The organism is Sneathiella sp., assembly GCF_036960985.1.
GTDB lineage: Bacteria > Pseudomonadota > Alphaproteobacteria > Sneathiellales > Sneathiellaceae > Sneathiella.
On record NZ_JBALWD010000032.1, the window covers coordinates 6022 to 23275 of the forward strand.

The window sequence follows — 17254 nt, forward strand, 5'->3', positions numbered from 1 at the left end:
GGCGATATTTACAGCCTGTCGACTACCGGGGACAATGCGGAAGGTATTATCGGCCGCAGCAGTGGCGGAAATGGCGGTGAAGGGGGCGAAGCAGATTATGGTACGATCGTTGTTATCTCCGTCGGAGGGAATGGGGGAGACGGTGCCGACGGTAGCGATGTCAATATATCCAGCAGTGGTCAAATCACGACAACAGGATCGAATAGCGACGGTATCCTGGCCATTGGTCAAGGGGGAGATGGCGGTAATGGCGGAAAGGGACTTGGCGCCGGTGGAATAGGCGGCGATGCGGGGGATGGGGGCACCCCGGGGATCGTCTATGTTTACAGCCAGAGTATAATTCAAACCAGTGGGGACGGTGCCAACGGAATCCTGGCGCAGAGCCTTGGCGGGAGCGGTGGCGACGGTGGGGCCGGAGACGGTGCGGTTGCGGGTTCCGCTGGCGATGCCGGAACCAGTAAGGCTGGGCAATTGGTTACTGTCATCAACTCAGGCAACGTCACTACTGGTGGTTCGCTAGCTAACGGAATTCTCATTCAAAGCCTCGGTGGTTTTGGGGGGGATGGCGGTGATTCCGATGCCGGGATATACGCATCAGGGAGTGACGGTGTTGACGGAGCAGCGGGCGGAACCGTTGTCCTGACCAATAGCGGGACCATTTCGACTACAGGGCCAACCGCTTACGGTATTTTGGCGCAGAGTGTTGGCGGCGGCGGTGGCAGTGGCGGCGATGCGGGCGCGGCATCTTCAGTCGGCGGCGACGGGGCCGGCGGTGGTGATGGCGGCACTGTAACAGTCATCAACAATGGGGTGGTCTCGACGACCGGAACGGTCTCGCTGGGCATCCTCGCGCAAAGTGTTGGTGGCGGTGGTGGTGACGGGGGAAGCGCCGGTGGGATTGTGTCCATCGGTGGTTCGGGCTCTGCCGCGGCGAACGGTAGTACAGTGAATGTAACCAACACCAATACAGTATCTACCCTTGATGACGGGTCCATAGGTATTCTTGTACAAAGTGTTGGTGGCGGTGGTGGTCATGGTGGCGAAAGCACTGCGCTTGTTTCAATCGGTGGCCAAGCGGGCGGCGGCGGTGACAGTGACGTGGTCACCTTTATCAATACCGGTGATGTCTCCACGGAAGGCGATCTCGCCGATGCAATACAGGTTCAAAGTGTTGGCGGCGGTGGTGGTAAGGGCGGCGGCAGCGTCGCTGTGGGTGTATCGCTGCCGGCAATTGGTATCGGTGGCGCAGGTGGTTCAGGTGGCGACGCCAGCAGCGTATTCGTCAATAAGGACAATACACAGAGCAGCGAGACGGCAATTCTGTCAACAATGGGTGATCACTCTGTGGGGCTCGCGGCAATAAGTGTCGGCGGCGGCGGTGGTAGCGGTGGTTGGGCCGTGTCCACATCAGTAGGTGCCGGTGCCGTCAGTATTGCGCTGGGCGGAACAGGTGGTGACGGTGGAAATGCCGGAGCTGTTGATGCCAAATTTAATGGCACTATTACGACGGTGGGCGACCATAGCGCTGGATTTAGCGCACAGAGTACAGGCGGCGGCGGTGGCGCCGGTGGGTTTGCAATTGACGTCGCCGCGAGTTTTGCAGGTTCCATTAGCGTCGGTGTCGGAGGCAATGGCGGCGGGGGTGGATATGGTGAAACCGTCGACTTGACCAGTTGGGCGGCCATAACAACTGAAGGAGATCATTCTCCGGGCATAATTGGCTCAAGCGTTGGCGGTGGTGGTGGTAACGGCGGGTTTAATGTCAGCGTTGCCGCGAGTACTACGGCGGCATTAAGCGTTTCAGTCGGCGGTGGTGGTGCGACGGCGGGTGATGGGGCGGGGGTCGTTGTGAGCTCTACTGGCGTAATTCGTACCGGCGGCGATTATTCCTATGGTGTCGCCGCGCAGAGCCTTGGTGGTGGTGGTGGTAATGGCGGTTTCTCGATTAGCGCCGATGCGTCTGCGGGGCTCAGCGGCGCTGTCGGAATTGGCGGATCTGGTTCGGGCGGCGGTGATGCCAGTACCGCGTCTGCAACCAGTATAGGCAATATTACCACTCAAGGGGATTATGCTTACGGGTTGATTGCACAAAGCGTGGGCGGCGGAGGCGGTTCGGGTGGCTTTGCAGTCAGTGGATCCATTGGTGCCGCTGCGGTTTCCGTTGGCATTGGAGGGACCGGATCGGGCGGTGGCGATAGTGACGCCGCTATTGCCAACAGTACTGGTACTGTCATAACAAACGGCGAGCACGCCCACGGTATTCTAGCGCAAAGTCTTGGTGGCGGCGGCGGTAATGGCGGCTTCAGTGTTGCTGGTTCGGCTTCTTTGACGGTTACAGTCCCGGTCGCTATTGGGGGGCAGGGCGGGAGTGCGGGTAACGGCTCAACCGTGACCTTGACCAATGGTGGTGACATCACGACAACCGGCGGTTATTCCAATGCCATCTTCGCACAAAGCCTGGGCGGCGGCGGCGGAAACGGTGGATATAGTGTTGCCGGAGCCTTGACATTCAGTCCCGAATCCGCAGGTGCAAGCATCGCTGTCAGTGTTGGCGGATTGGGCGGTGGCGGCGGGACAAGTGATGAAGTGAGCGTTACCAGTAGTGGTGATTTGGAAACCGACGGGCAGCATGCCATGGGAATCTTTGCACAGAGTCTCGGTGGCGGTGGTGGTAATGGTGGCGCTAGTGTAGAGGGAACCTTGAATATCAGCGCCGACGGGAGTTGGTCTGCCGGGGTAACGATCGGCGGGGACGGAGGCACAGGATCCAGCAGTTCCGCTGTTATTGTGGACAGTACCGGTTCAATTTCCACGGCCAGTGACAATGCAGCGGCAATTTTCGCGCAAAGTGTCGGCGGTGGCGGCGGTAATGGCGGCTTTAGTGTCGGCGCGGCCATCGATGCCAGCGGCGGGGATGGTGGAAACCTCAGTGTATCCGTCGGCGGAGAGGGCGGCACAGGCAATGACGGTGATACGGTCAATGTGACATCCGTCGGCAATCTAACCACTCTGGGTGATAATTCTGCAGCGATCCAGGCGCAGAGTATCGGCGGCGGCGGCGGTAACGGCGGCTTCAGCATCGCCGGTACAGTCGGCAATGTGATAGCCGTCGATGTCTCCATTGCGCGCGCGGGTGGTGATGGCGGGCTTGGTAATGATGTGGATGTTAAAAGCACGGGTATCATCAATACGACCGGTGCCCATTCCTATGGTATCCTCGCGCAAAGTATTGGCGGTGCCGGTGGTAACGGCGGCTTTAGTGTTGCCGGAAGCTTGAGCACGTCTTCAAACGTCAATGTCAGTATTTCAGGTACCGGTGGTGACGGCGGAACGGCTGGAACATCTGAAGTAACACAATATCTTGGCGGCTCTATTACGACGACAGGAAGTGGCGCCCATGCCATCTTTGCGCAAAGCTTGGGTGGCGGTGGTGGCAACGGCGGCTTCAGTGTTGAAGGGGCTGTTACATTGAGTCCCGAAAGTAGCCTTAGTGCTGGCGTCAGTATTGCGGGCGGTGGCGGCGATGGCGCGACAGCTGCCGACGTAACCGTCATAAATTCAGTTGATATATCAACTGGCGGAGATAATGCGTCAGGTATTTTTGCCCAGAGTCTCGGCGGCGGCGGTGGTAGCGGCGGCTTTAGTGTTGCCGGAAATCTCAGCGTGAGTTCCGGCAGTAGTGCGACAATTGATGTTACGGTTGCTGGTGCAGGCGGTACGGGTAGTTATGGGTCGGAAGTAATTGTCAATAGTGCCGGAGATTTCATCACAACAGGGGCCAATTCGACCGCTATTTTAGCACAGAGCATTGGCGGTGGTGGTGGTAATGGCGGGTTCAGTGTTTCTGGAACCATCGCGGTTGCCAGTGACGATGGCGCCGCCGGTGGTGTCTCCGTTGGTGGTGAAGGTGGTGTTGGCAGTGACGGTGACGAAGTCACGGTTTTCTCTACCGGCAACGTGTCTACTGGCGGTGACAATTCTTCCGGTATATTGGCACAAAGTGTTGGTGGCGGTGGTGGTAACGGTGGTTTCAGTGGCGCGTTTTCTGCCAGTAAACAAGGCGCGCTCAGCGTCTCGGTCGGAGGCAGTGCAGGAGCTGGTGGCATCTCCGATATTGTCAATCTTACAAGTACCGGCACAATAATAACAGCAGGGTCTTTGTCCTATGGTGCCCTGGCACAAAGTGTTGGTGGGTCCGGCGGTAACGGCGGCTTTAGTCTTTCCGGATCCTTCAGCACAAAAGCCAGTGTAACCGTGTCCATCGGCGGTGGCGCCGGTTCAGGTGGCACGGCTTCTGACGCCATATTGGTGCAAAACGGATCCGTTTACACATCAGGCAGCGGGTCTCATGCCCTCTTTGCGCAAAGTGTCGGCGGCGGCGGTGGTACGGGTGGTTACGCCGGAGCAGCATCCATTACATTTAAAGGTACGGCAGCTTTGTCCGTTGGTGTGGGCGGCTCGGGTGGAACAGGCGGGACGGCTGGTACTGTCTCTTTGACCAGTCAAGATGGCACCTTGATCCAGACAGAAGGTGACGGTGCATTCGGTTTGCTGGCGCAAAGCATTGGCGGCGGCGGCGGTGACGGTGGATTTAGCTTCGCGGCCGATCTTGGATTCGTAAATAGTGGATCTTCTACAACCGATATTGCTGTCAGTATCGGAGGTGACGGAGGCTCCGGGGGAGCCGCGGATACCGTTGAGTTGTACAACTATATACCGGTTGTCACGTTTGGGGACGACTCCTTCGGAATATTGGCGCAAAGTATTGGCGGCGGGGGTGGTAGTGGCGGAATGGCAATTTCCGGATCCGTAAATTTATCTACTGATGCAACAAAAGCCTTGAATGTTGCCATTGGAGGTTCAGGCCTTACCGGTAATATCGCGGCCAAGACGACGGTAGAAAATTATGCCGCCATCACCACAATAGGCGATCGGTCCCGTGGTATTCTGGCGCAAAGTGTTGGCGGCGGCGGTGGTGTCGGTGGGATCGCTTTTTCAGGAACACTGGCAGGTGGTGGCGATGATGCTACAGCGAAATCTATAAATGTTGCTATAGGTGGTGACGGCGGTAGTGGTGGCGATGCGGGAGAAGTTCAACTGACCAACACCGGCGACATCGTCACATCTGGAGATTTGGCCGAAGGTATCCTGGCACAAAGTGTTGGCGGTGGCGGTGGTGCTGGTGGTCTTGCCGGAGCCGGCGTGATGTCGTATGAGGGCGGCGGTACAAGCTTGCAAGTATCTGTGGCTGTTGGCGGAACAGGGGCCGCAGGCGGTACGGGTGATGATGTCGTTCTTGTAAACTCAGGAAACGTGACGGGCACCGGAGTTGGATCAACAGCGATTTATGCCCAGAGTGTTGGCGGCGGCGGTGGTAATGGTGGCTCCTCTTTCACCGGCGTGATCGATCTCACCAAACCAGGCGGCGGCGGCGAAGATAGTGACGATGATTCCAATGACCGTAGTCTGACTGTAAATGTTGCCATTGGCGGGGATGCCGGAGATGGCGCCAGTGCGGGCACCGTGACCGTGACGAATGCCGGGGCGCTCACAACAACTGCGGGATCTGCTAAAGGTATTTTTGCGCAGAGTGTCGGCGGCGGCGGTGGTAGCGGCGGGTCCTCTGATGCGTTCTCCATGGAAATCGGATCCTGCAGTAACCCGGCCATACCAGGCTGTGATACACCTGATTTTACGGAACAAAACCTGACAGTTGAAGTGGCCATCGGCGGTAGCGGCGGAAGTGGTGGATTTGGCGATACGGTCACAGTGACCAACAAGAACACAATCCAGACATCGGGAGATGGATCTGAAGCCATTTACGCACAGAGTGTTGGTGCTGGGGGCGGCGAAGGCGGCAACGGAACCCTTGGCCAGAACCTCATTGATGGCGTTCCTGGGGATATTATCGGGACTGTCGATACCGTCCTCAATCCACCTTTTGCCTTCTGGCAGGAAATTGGTGTCACGGTCGGTGGCGCAGGCGGTGCCTCAGGAAGCGGTGGAGCCATCACCGTGAACAATGACAGCACATTGATCACGACGGGCGATCGGTCAAGTGCGATATTTGCACAAAGCGTTGGTGGCGGCGGTGGTCAAGGCGGAAATACTGAAGGTGTGTTTGTTGGGGTTAGCATCGGCGGCAGTGCCGGCGCAGCCGGCGACGGGGATACCGTGGAAGTTATCAATGACGGAAATATCAGAACACAAGGCATCTCGTCTATGGGTGTTTTTGCGCAAAGTGTTGGTGGCGGCGGTGGTATCAGTGGAACGATCGAGCAGGACTTTTTTGGGACAGGCGCCGATATGGGAATTGGTGTCGGACTTTCCAAAGGTGGCGGTTATGGTGGTAACGGAGGTAACGTTAATGTGGAAACCTCAACCACGATTATGTCGTCGGGGGATGGAGCCCACGGTGTGTTTGCGCAAAGTATCGGTGGTGGTGGCGGCCTAGCCGGAAGCTCGGGTTCTGATATTGGTGTGAATTTTGCCGGAACCAACGGCGACGACGGCGATGGTGGCGATGTGACGGTAAAGCATACAGGGTATTTACAAGTAACTGGTGATGGTACCGCAGGTATTTTTGCTCAAAGTGCCAGTGGTGGAGCAGACGGCAATACGGGCATTACAACGGATGACTACGCCTTGGGTGCCGAGGGCATCGGCGGGTTGGTGACTGTTACGGCAGACGGCAGTGTCATGGCCAGCGGCGACAATTCCATCGGCATTTTTGCCCAGAGCATCGGCCTTAACGGTGACGGCCAGATTGTCATTACTGTTGGAGAAGATGCCGTGATTACGGGCGGTGCAGATCCGGATGGTAATGGTGTTGGCGAAGATCCGGCCGGTATTCTTGTTCTGGATGGATCGGGAAATAGTATCACAATCAATGGCACGGTCACCACAGTTGACGGCGTCTTAGGGACGGCAATTGATGTTAGGGAAACCCAGGCAAACCCGGCCACAGCCATCGAAGATCTTGATGGTAGTTCCCCGGTTTTCCTCGTTGTTGAACATACGGGTACAACCATCATCAATAACGGAATGATGGTAGGATCCATTTTTCTGGCCGAAGCGGACAATCGGGTCATCAATACGGAAACGTATATTGCTGGGGAAAGCATCGCTCTGGGCGGTTCGGCCAATCAATTTGTCAATGATGGTATTTTGTCACCTGGCGGCGCGGGTAATATCATCACGACGACGCTTGACGGAAATTTGTTTCAAACAGAAAACGGCCAGATCATTGCGGATGTTGATTTTGCAGATAATAACTTCGGCGTAAATACTTCGGACGTGATCGTGGTTACGGGTATTGCAGACGTCGTCGGCACTGTCGCTATCAATTCAATTAACGGCGCCTTTATTGAGCCGGACGAATCTGGGGAGGTGAAGATTATCACCTCGGCTGCAGAGGTTGGATTACCGACAATTGTGGCGCTGGACACGGAAATTGTTGATTTCGAAACCCGCACCGATGCGGATGGCAATATTTTTCTGGCCTGGAATGTCGACTTTGCGCCGTCAGCCGGAGATTTCAACGCCAATCAAACAGCTGTTGCCAATTACCTGGTCGAAACAATTGCCACTGGGGAACCAAATGAACTGACAGATGTTCTCAATGCGGTTCTGGAAGCGCCAACCGCGGCGGTGCTGGCAAATTACTACGATCAACTTTCAGCAGAGCCTTATTTGCAAACGGAGCAAGCCGCTGTTCTGAGTGCGCAGCAGTTTGGTCGTGGCCTGTATGAATGCCCTGAATATGCATTGCCCGTTAGCGGTAAAGGGTGCGCATGGCTGCAAGTGAGCGGCCAGAAATCAAGCCAGTCCAGCGAGTTTGAAAGCGTTGGATATGATGAGTCCGTGATTGAAATGCAGTTCGGACTTGGCGGAAGCCTGAGTGAACAAATAGATATCCTGTTTGGTGTTTCCTATGCACAAACCTATCTGGACACGGAAGATCTTGCCTCAAGTGAAGGAAATCGGTTCCAGACCGGCGTTGGTGTAAGTTTCGCAAATGAGAGCGGGACCGTACTTTCCGTCGCCGCCGTTGGTGGTTACGCGACAACAGACGTCGAACGCTATCAAACTTTGACCGGGGCAGCCGTCACGGCGCGCGGAAATCAGAAATTATATTATGGGGGAGGTCAGGCGCGGGTCCTGCAGAATATCATGTTTGACGATATTTCTGTTGCCCCTGAGCTCGGAGCCTGGGTTGGTTATTTTCACCATAATGGTTTGAATGAATCCGGTGCCGGTGCAACAAATCTGGAAATTGATGCAGGTGGGAACACTTATGTTTCCTTCCGTCCAGCCGTAACAGTTGGCACAGAATTCAAAACCAGTGACGGCAACATGATACGACCTTATATCGGTGGTGGTGCGAGTTTCGTTCTGACAGAAGGTGGGCTCAGCCAGACTGATTTGACAGCCAATCTGCAAGGTGACGATAATCTGGCACCGGCTTTCACGGCGTCACGATCTTTGGAGAACCCATATTATGACGTGCAGCTCGGCCTCGATTGGGTTAGTCCCGCCGGCGTTGCGTTCAGGGTTGGCGGCATTGCTCAATTTGCAAGTAATTACCGATCCTATGGCGGCACCATGAGACTTGTGGCTCCGTTCTAAGACAGATAAACATTAAGTATACCGAGTTCAGTTTGGTGGAAGGATTTGATTGTGGAAGTAAAACTAGCCTATCGCGCGTTGATCATTGGGGCTTTGCTGGTGGCGGGAAGTAGCACGACTGTCGCCACACGAGCGCAAACGACGGCGCCCGTTGAAGCCAAACAGCCAGATAGTTCCTGGTCCGTGCAATGTGAAGCGAAATCCCGCGAAGCCCTTCCCGATTGCCGTATTGAACAGCGCGCAGTTGTCACGAAAACAGGCCGGCTTTTGATGCAGATCACTATTCGTGTTCCGGCAGAAACCCGCAAACCTGTGATGATGGTCCAGGGTCCGCTAGGCACGTTTCTTCCCGCAGGCCTCCAGTTAGATGTGGATGGATCCGAGCTGATGAAGCTGCCGTTCCAGACCTGTGAAGCCAATGGCTGTTTTGCGGGAACGCCGCTGTCCAGTGAACAGTTGCGGGTCTTGTTCGCCGGGCAAAAGCTCAATGTCCGTGTTCAGTCTGTGAATAAACAACCAATCACAGTTCCCATGTCCCTTATCGGTTTCACGTCTGCCTATAAAAAAATACAGTAGTTTTAGGTAGTGTGATAGGCGGAGGGACTAAAATTTTCTGACTGTATAGTTGGTAAAACAAGGCTATAGTTTCCTTAAAAAAGGAACAATGTCATGAAGCCAGTCTGTCTTGTTATGGGAGCCGGAGCCGGTATTGGCGGCACCGTCGGGAAGAAATTTGCCAAAGAAGGATATCATAGCGTTTTATGCCGGCGCAGTGATCAGGAAGGCCTCGACAAACTGGTCAGGGATATCGAGGATGACGGAGGATCGGCTTCGGGGTTTCTGCTCAATGTCGTTGAACCTGATAGCATCGAAAATCTTGTAAATTCCATCGAAGACGATATTGGGCCAATCGAAGTCGTCATCTTTAATTTGGGGGCGCAAGTTGGTGATCGCTCGCTCAAGGACACTAGCTACAAGGTATTCGAATTGGGCTGGCGCATGGCAACCTTCGCTTTGTTCCGCTTGGCCTCCATTGTTTGTCCGTTGATGGAAGAGCGCGGGAGCGGTGTCATTCTCGTCACCTCTGCCACTGCGGCGATGCGGGGAAATAAAGGGCAACATTCCCATGCCGCGGCCATGGGTGGACGGCGGATGCTATGCCAGTCCCTCAATGCGGAATTCGGCCCGAAAGGCATTCATGTCGCCCATATCCTGATTGATGGATCAGTGGATGCACCGGATACTCTTGGCAAAATGCTGGGCGAAGAAAAGTTCAAACAATTGAGAGAAACAAAGGGTCTGGAGAATGATGGTCTTGTCTTGCCCGAAAAAATTGCAGAGACATATTTCCATATTGCCCGTCAGCATCGTTCAACCTGGACAAATGAGCTGGATATCCGGTCCTTCTCTGATATGCCATGGTGGAATCACTAGCTGTGTCGGCGTTACTATTGCCAACGATCTTGAGACTGGTGGTGTTGTTTAAACCAGCCAGGAATATTTAGTAGCTTCATCAACGAAGGCCTGCACGGCGGGCGATCGATGGCGACCTGAGACAGTCACCAATTCTACATTGCGCAGGATATCCGGATCCGTAATTGGCCGGTTTTGGACACCCTCAACGGATATGGCATACTCGGGTATGATGGATATGCCCATGCCCTGCAAAACCATATTCTGCAACCAGTCTTCGCGTTCGCTTCGGTACCAAACGGAAACCTCGATGTCTCGTTTTCGTAAGAGCTCAAAGAAAGAGTTTCTGAATTCACAATTTAACCGATCCAGATATCGTTCATTCGCCAGCTCGCCAATAGGGATTTCGGTCATGGCAGAAAAACGGTGGTCAGGTGGAAATATGGCGACCATGCGTTCTTGATACAAACGAACTGTATCGAAGCGGTCTTCTAACTCAGTAGGCAATCCAAGTAATGCGCAATCAAGGTTGCCTGACAATAACCCTTCATTCAGATCTTGCGGCGTGACGTCATAAATTGTCAAGTCGATGCCAGGATGGATCATCTGAAAGCGCGACAGGAAGGGAATAGTGCGCAAGGATCCGATCGTGCACATAATGCCGACTTTCAAGGGTGATTTTTCCAGATTTAGCAACTTGCTCGCTGCCAAAACCGCATCTTGTGTTGTGGTGTTGACGCGGCCCAGATGCTCCTTCATCACCTGACCCAAATCCGTAAGATGTGTTCGGTTGCGTTCCCGTCGAAACAGCGCACCGCCAAGTTCCTCCTCTAGTTTTTTTACGGCCCGTGTCAGCGCTGGTTGCGAGACATTGCACCGCTCTGCGGCTCTCGTGAAATTGAGGGTTTCGGCTGTGGTCAGAAAGTATCTTATTTGGTGAAATTCCATCGTAGGCTTCTTTCACTATAACCATAGAACATTGAAATCATAGAATAACGGTATTTTTGTTTATGGCAACCCATGGGCATAATCCAGCTCTAACTGGTCAGAAATAAGGATGAAACAATGTTAAGAAATACTATTCCAATTGTCGGAAAAACTTTGGCAGCTGTTCTGGCAGGTATTTTAGTCATGATATTTGTCGTCGAAAAAGCAATGGCGGAAGAGCGCATTGAAGGTCCGAAATATGATGCTGAAGGCCAGCTTTTACGGGCTGATGGCTGGCGGCAATGGATTTTCATCGGCGCGCCCCTAACCCCCAATTCGTTAAATGACGGTAAGGCAGCCTTTCCGGAATTTCACAATGTCTATATCGAGCCCAAAGCATTCGCACATTTCGTTGAGACCGGGCAATTTCCCAACGGAACCATGATCGCAAAAGAATTGGTTAGTGTTGGTGAAACCGAAGCCGTGAGTGGCACAGGGTTTTTCCAAGGAGACTTTCAAGGCTTGGAGTTCGCTGTGAAGGATACGGAGCGTTTTCCAGATGAGCCCGGCGGCTGGACATACTATAGCTTCGGCCATGCTCTGCCTTATAAAAAACTAGCCAAGGCTTTTCCGACAGAAACCTGCGCGGCCTGTCATGAGGCGGCGGCAAGCTTTGATATGGTCTTCATGCAATATTATCCCGTGCTTCGGGCAGCAAAACCTGAATAACAGTACCGTACCAGGCAGGAGGGGAATTTCCCTTCCTGTTTGAACATGTATTGACAGGACCATTGGCGCCCTTCCCCGCACAAGTAGGGCATAGCAGCAGGAATTGAAGAAAAGACCGAACAGGGTGTTTTGCTCTTTTTCTAAGCGGTATTCTCGGCAACCAGTTCCGAATAAAGCTGCCGAATTCTTTTGGAAACGGGTCCGAGACCGTCATAATCACCAATGCGCTTACCATCAATTGTCGTAACAGGTGTTTGCGCGCCAAACGTGCCGGTCAGGAAGGCTTCATCGGCACCATACGCTTCGTAGAGACTGTAATTTTTTTCGTAGACGGGTATGTCACTAGCGCGGCAAAGTTCGATGACTTTCTGGCGAGTGACGCCGTTCATGCAGTAATCACCGGTCGATGTCCAAACTTCATCTTTACGAACGATAAAAAAATTGCAGGCGTTTGTGGTGTTTACGAAACCATGAGGGTCCAGCATAAGGCCTTCATCAGCGCCAGCCTGTTCTGCTTGTAGGCAAGCGATGACACAGTTCAATTTGGAGTGTGAATTGAATTTGGCATCCTGAGACATCGGTAATCCTCGGACCTGCGGCACCGTCGCGAGCCGGATGCCACTCGTGTGCAAACTGGTTGCTGGTTTGGAATGCTCCATGATTATCACGATGGTCGGCCCGGATTGCGATAGTGCCGGATGTTGGAAAGGCTTTACCTTTGTTCCCCGTGTGATCATGAGACGGCAATGAACATCATGGGTCATGTCATTTGCCGCAGCTGTTGCACTCAAAGCGTCAAGAATACCAGCGCGGTCCAGCCCGGTCTCCAATGCAACCGCTTTACAGCTATTGAAAAGCCGGTCCATATGTTCGTCAAAAAAGGCCCATTTACCATTATAGAGACGCATGCCTTCCCACATGCCATCTCCCAACATAAATCCTGAATCGTAAACCGACACTTTGGCTTGGTCGCGCGGAACAATGTCACCGTTGATATAGATCTTTATATTCTGGTTCCGTTCGTCTTCTAACGCATCGTGGGTGCTGTGACTTGGCACGGTCATATGATTTGGAACCCTTACGTTCTTATTAAATCTGGCTTTCGAAGTCGCTAATGTACAAATAGTTTAAACCGGATTGGCGTGAAAACCAAGAAATCAGCGCCGATATTCGGTTCCGGTTATCATTCGAAAATTAATGGTGTATAAAATATACATCATCTTTTACCGGCGGGACAATGAGCATGCAATTATCTATACTCAGATCAGAAATTGCCACCATTGTCTGCGCGATTGCTTTAATTTTCTTTCTTGTGTTTGGAGCGGATCTGGCACCTGATAAGGTCGGGGTTTCCGCGTCTCTTGCGCTTCTCGCAGGATTATTTTTTGTTATGTTGTGGGCAGCATTTAGTGTCGTGCGCCATGCAGAGTGCCTGGCGTCTATATTGGGGGAACCTTACGGGACGCTCATTCTAACATTATCCGTTATCGGAATTGAGGTCGCCCTTATTGCCTCCATCATGATTGCCGGTGCTGATAAGCCAACACTTGCTCGCGATACCATGTTTTCCATACTGATGATTGTGCTGAATGGGCTGGTGGGGTTGAGCTTGCTTTGCGGTGGTTTGAAGCATCGCTTACAGGAATATAATCTTCAAGGTGCTAGCGCATATTTGACCATGCTGATGCCTTTTGCCTTCCTTGGCCTCATTTTGCCCCGGTTTACGGAATCCGCGCCTGGTGGCGAAATTTCGAGCATAATGGCGGTTTTCCTTATAGTGGTTTCAGTTGTTCTATATGGTATTTTCCTTGCGGTTCAGACTGTTACCCATAGTGATATTTTTCAATATCAGGCGCCGGAAAAAGATAACCCAACCCTTTCAGATAGTCATGACGATCATCATGACTATGCCGTACGCAGTAAGACATTTCACACTATTGGGCTTTTGGCTGCTCTTCTGCCCATTGTCTTTTTGTCGAAAATACTTGCCGGATATGTTGATTTCGGAATGGATGCGTTGGGCGCACCGCTGGCTTTAAGTGGATTTCTTATTGCGGCGTTGATTTTGACCCCGGAAGCTTTGAGCGCCATTCGCGCCGCGCGCAGTAATCAGCTTCAAAGATCTGTCAATATCTGCCTCGGCTCCGCCTTGTCTTCCATGGGATTGACCATCCCAACCGTCCTGGTTGTCGGTTGGATCTTGGGGCAGCGGGTGGAATTAGGCCTAGAGCCAGCGGATATTGTGATCCTCGCTATGACACTTATTGTTAGCCTGATCACCTTCGTAAGCAAACGCACGCATGTACTTCAAGGGGCCGTTCATCTGGCTCTTTTCGCAACCTATCTGATCTTGATTTTCGACTAATTATCGTAACTTGGTATCAGGGTTTAAAGGACATGTCTCCGCGCCGTAACCTGGAAGAGGTACGTGGCAAGAGCGGTACAAGCGAATAGCCCCATGGCAAAAACAATTGGCCAGTTCGCACTTTCAGTCAAGTCGAACAACCAGCCACCAATAGGCGGCGCAAGGGCCTGCAAAACGAAATAGATCGTAAAGAAAAGACCCATACCGATGGCGCGATTTTCCGGTCTCATGGCAACCCCCGTCAAGGACATGATGACGCCCGCTGGCGCTATCCCTGCGAAACCGAACAACAAAGTCGATGAAAGCCCAAATGGTGTATAAATAAGCAGGGCCAACGAAATCACGGCAACCCCCATGCAAAAGTAAATAATTACGTCAGGTTTACCGCTTTGATCGGACAGATAACCGAACATTGAAATGGTGAAAATCATCATCCAGCTAGCGATACTGATTGTGCCCAGGGCTGTGAGCGTATCATACCCGTTCACTTCCAATACGATTGGTGCAAAGCTCAGATAAAGTACATAAGCGGCGTTAAACAAAGCCCAGATCAAAGCTGCAAGTGTTGTCAAGGCAACCTCTGCACGGCTTAGTGTAAAGCGAAAGCCACCGGACGCTTTGGCAATGCCTGGCGCATCTTTGCAAAGAAATAGGATGATACAAGCACTGAAAAAGCAATAGAGGGATACAACCCAAAATGCTGATTGCCAGTCGTAATTTTCCGCGATCCAACCCTGACCGATTTGTCCGATTGCGATCCCGATTGGCCACGAGGAAACCAGAACGCTCATTGCTAATGCCAGGTTTTTTCCGGCAAACCAGTCCGCAACCATTTTCGTGAAAAATATGCTCGAAAAGACGAAACCGACACCGCTAATAAAACGTCCCAACGCCAGCAATTCAAAACTGCTTGCGATCGCGGCACAGGCGCCGCCAACGGCAAGTGTTAGCAGTCCCATACCAATAATGAAACGATCGGACGCAAAGCGCCCGGAAAGGCCTGCAGGAATAGCGAGAAACATACCTGGAACCATAAACAATCCGATTAACGTCCCGATTTCTGTGTAATCTAGGTTGAGATCCGCGACCAGATTTGTGGATATTGAGCCAAGTGTTTGAAATTGAAACCCGAGGCCTATACGGGCCACGAAAAGTAATGCGAGAGTTATCCAGCGGGCGTTATTAGATTCTATCAATACATATTCCCAACGCTGCTTTTAACCTCAAATAATGGTTATGCCGGATAGTATTCGATATTGAAATTTTAAGCGAGTATTAGTGATATTCAAGAGCATCATCTATTTGAGCACGTTCTCTAATTTTTTTGCCGTGCCACTGCCCTTAATCGGCGTCGCGCCGCGTAAGCGTGGCGAGCAACTGATTATCTGCGCCGAAGAAGGCGAGAAGCAAATGCGTTGCTGTTATGCTTTGTGTGGCTTCAAGTGCTTTAGAAAAACCTCTCTCTGTTTCCATCATTTCTGGGGGGCAGGCCATTTGCGTCATGGCCAGTGGGCCAATGTCGAATTTGCCTTGTTTTACAGAAAATTTTCCGTTGAAGCGGTTGCACCCACCGAGACCGCTCACCAAGTCATCCCGTTTGAAGGCAATCCAGGCCTCCTCTTCGACAGGCATACCTGCCAGGTCACGCAACTGCCATTCAGATCCGGCTAGCGAGCTGAGGCGCCCGCCACCCTTGAAGGCATCCGGGCCTGTGCCTTCTTTTAAATACTGCGCAGCGGACCAACCAATTATCCGGCTGTATCCGATTTTGCACCAGCGATCTTTAAGTGCTGCCGTTCGTTTAGCCGCATTCGCAGACGCCCATTGATCTGCATCAAGCCCTCCGACGCATCCTAAATTCGCCAGGCCATCTGTACCGGCCGGTATTTGACCCAAAATAGGCGAGGTTATGCTAGGACCTGAGCGTATGTTGAGTAAGCTGTTCGATGTTACGTCGTTGAGGCGATAGAAATCGGGCCCATCCGCACCAGCTTGTGCCAGTGATGGGCTTAGAGATAAAAAGGGTAACATCATAATCAAACGGGAGAACCTTCTAAATATCTGCATGATGCTACCTTTCAAGAGTGAAGCTTTTATCGTTCAAATCATTCTTCCAACAAACCTTCGACTAAACATTGCACGCTAAAGGCGTCAGCAAATGAAGGTAAAAGCTTTTCACCCATATAGTATTGATCGCAAAGATTTGCGAGTTGTGCCTGACGGGCTTGCTCCGCAACATCACCTTTGTCAGAAAACAGGGGTATTTTTACGCCGTCTGTTTGTAAGTGGCCAAAGTAGAAATCCTGAAGTGTAAAGGTTTTTGAGGTGCTGTTGACGGTGAAAGAGATGAGATCTTCCAGATTTTCCGCCGCTTTCGATTTGAGAGAGACGGGGACATCGCCGAAAACCAATTCCGCATCCAACTGGGTTTCACACAATTTTTGGTTTTCCGGATAGTGAACTGTTTTTGACTTAATGGAACCAGGTCCAAAAAATTTGCCACAAAGATATAGGAAATGAGTGGTTACTTCACGGGTGAACCCACCGTCTTCGCGATATTTGAGCCACGCCGCGTTATTTTGCCATTCGCGGGGCCACATGCTGAACTGAAGAGAAATTTCCGCAGATTGAGGAGCGCCGAATACTCCGGTTGCAAGTTCCTGCTGGAGAATTCCAACGGCACCGGCGGAGGCAAGAGACAAATTTACTGCATTGAAGATATTACTCTGTTGCGTCATTTCTACGAGCTTCTTGCCCTCATCCAAGGACACGCTGAGAGGTTTCTCACAGAAAATAGCTTTGCCCGCAGCAACGCAGGCTTCGGCATACGCAACGTGATATTTTGGTGGAACACCTATATACACAAGATCAACCTCCGCCGAGGAAATCAAGGCGCTGGCGTCGACAGCAATGTTCAACCATGGAAAAGCGGCTTTTGCTCTATCGCATTCGGCCGGTGAAATATCCCAAGCAGCAACAACTTCAAGACGTGGTTCTTTCGGCATGTAAGTCAGCATCCTGTGCCCCATAATACCAAGCCCGAGAATTCCAACTCTTATTTTCTTTTCCACGATGTTCCATCTTTCTTGTTTATTGACCGTTGGCCTGAGTACCCAAATGAATAATACAATTCATCATTTAAGGTGTCTATTGGATAGGGGGGAAGTTTTTTTATCGGCCTTAGCCAAATCA

10 protein-coding genes are annotated in these 17254 nt (G+C 52.2%); 5 read left to right on the forward strand and 5 right to left on the reverse strand.

Annotation, left to right across the window (positions count from 1 at the left end; translation table 11 throughout):
- The 3 genes from V7723_RS15825 to V7723_RS15835 all read left to right on the forward strand — a co-directional run.
- A partial coding sequence (locus tag V7723_RS15825; protein WP_335685457.1) for an autotransporter outer membrane beta-barrel domain-containing protein occupies positions 1-8628 on the forward strand: 8628 nt, incomplete at its 5' end.
- Positions 8629-8679: 51 nt separating this feature from the next.
- Entirely contained in the window at positions 8680-9204 is a 525-nt protein-coding gene (locus tag V7723_RS15830; RefSeq protein ID WP_335685458.1) for an invasion associated locus B family protein, read from the forward strand.
- A gap of 93 nt (positions 9205-9297) precedes the next feature.
- Positions 9298-10062: an SDR family NAD(P)-dependent oxidoreductase gene (locus tag V7723_RS15835; RefSeq protein ID WP_335685459.1), complete on the forward strand. Its 765-nt coding sequence runs from the start codon at positions 9298-9300 to the stop codon at positions 10060-10062.
- 48 nt (positions 10063-10110) lie between these two features.
- On the opposite strand, the gene V7723_RS15840 is transcribed toward V7723_RS15835, so the two are convergent.
- The gene (locus tag V7723_RS15840) at positions 10111-10989 is read right to left on the reverse strand and encodes a LysR family transcriptional regulator (RefSeq protein ID WP_335685460.1); all 879 of its coding nucleotides are present in this window, start codon (positions 10987-10989) and stop codon (positions 10111-10113) included.
- Positions 10990-11106: 117 nt separating this feature from the next.
- Here V7723_RS15840 and V7723_RS15845 point away from each other — a divergent pair, with 117 nt between their 5' ends.
- Complete coding sequence (locus V7723_RS15845) at positions 11107-11697, forward strand: cytochrome P460 family protein (RefSeq protein WP_335685461.1); 591 nt, start codon at positions 11107-11109, stop codon at positions 11695-11697.
- 140 nt (positions 11698-11837) lie between these two features.
- On the opposite strand, the gene V7723_RS15850 is transcribed toward V7723_RS15845, so the two are convergent.
- The gene (locus V7723_RS15850; protein ID WP_335685462.1) at positions 11838-12761 is read right to left on the reverse strand and encodes an aminotransferase class IV; all 924 of its coding nucleotides are present in this window, start codon (positions 12759-12761) and stop codon (positions 11838-11840) included.
- Between the two features lie 179 nt (positions 12762-12940).
- On the opposite strand from V7723_RS15850, the gene V7723_RS15855 reads away from it, so the two are divergent.
- Entirely contained in the window at positions 12941-14062 is a 1122-nt protein-coding gene (locus V7723_RS15855) for a calcium:proton antiporter (RefSeq protein WP_335685463.1), read from the forward strand.
- A gap of 23 nt (positions 14063-14085) precedes the next feature.
- Here the strand turns inward: V7723_RS15855 and V7723_RS15860 are convergent, their stop codons facing one another.
- From V7723_RS15860 to V7723_RS15870, 3 genes are all read right to left on the reverse strand, one after another.
- Positions 14086-15258 carry an MFS transporter gene (locus V7723_RS15860; RefSeq protein ID WP_335685464.1) on the reverse strand — a complete coding sequence of 391 codons (1173 nt, stop codon included), beginning with the start codon at positions 15256-15258 and terminating at the stop codon, positions 14086-14088.
- A gap of 145 nt (positions 15259-15403) precedes the next feature.
- A complete protein-coding gene (locus tag V7723_RS15865; RefSeq protein WP_335685465.1) occupies positions 15404-16129 on the reverse strand; it encodes an META domain-containing protein in 726 nt (241 codons plus the stop codon).
- Between the two features lie 38 nt (positions 16130-16167).
- Positions 16168-17133: a Gfo/Idh/MocA family protein gene (locus V7723_RS15870; RefSeq protein WP_335685466.1), complete on the reverse strand. Its 966-nt coding sequence runs from the start codon at positions 17131-17133 to the stop codon at positions 16168-16170.
- Positions 17134-17254 lie beyond the last annotated feature (121 nt).

Excerpts from the sequence above, each read along its gene's own strand:
- V7723_RS15855 (WP_335685463.1), top strand. The coding sequence starts at position 12,941 with ATGCAATTATCTATACTCAGATCAGAAATTGCCACCATTGTCTGCGCG.
- V7723_RS15845 (WP_335685461.1), top strand. The coding sequence starts at position 11,107 with ATGTTAAGAAATACTATTCCAATTGTCGGAAAAACTTTGGCAGCTGTT.
- V7723_RS15865 (WP_335685465.1), bottom strand. The coding sequence starts at position 16,129 with ATGCAGATATTTAGAAGGTTCTCCCGTTTGATTATGATGTTACCCTTT.
- V7723_RS15835 (WP_335685459.1), top strand. The coding sequence starts at position 9,298 with ATGAAGCCAGTCTGTCTTGTTATGGGAGCCGGAGCCGGTATTGGCGGC.
- V7723_RS15850 (WP_335685462.1), bottom strand. The coding sequence starts at position 12,761 with ATGACCGTGCCAAGTCACAGCACCCACGATGCGTTAGAAGACGAACGG.
- V7723_RS15840 (WP_335685460.1), bottom strand. The coding sequence starts at position 10,989 with ATGGAATTTCACCAAATAAGATACTTTCTGACCACAGCCGAAACCCTC.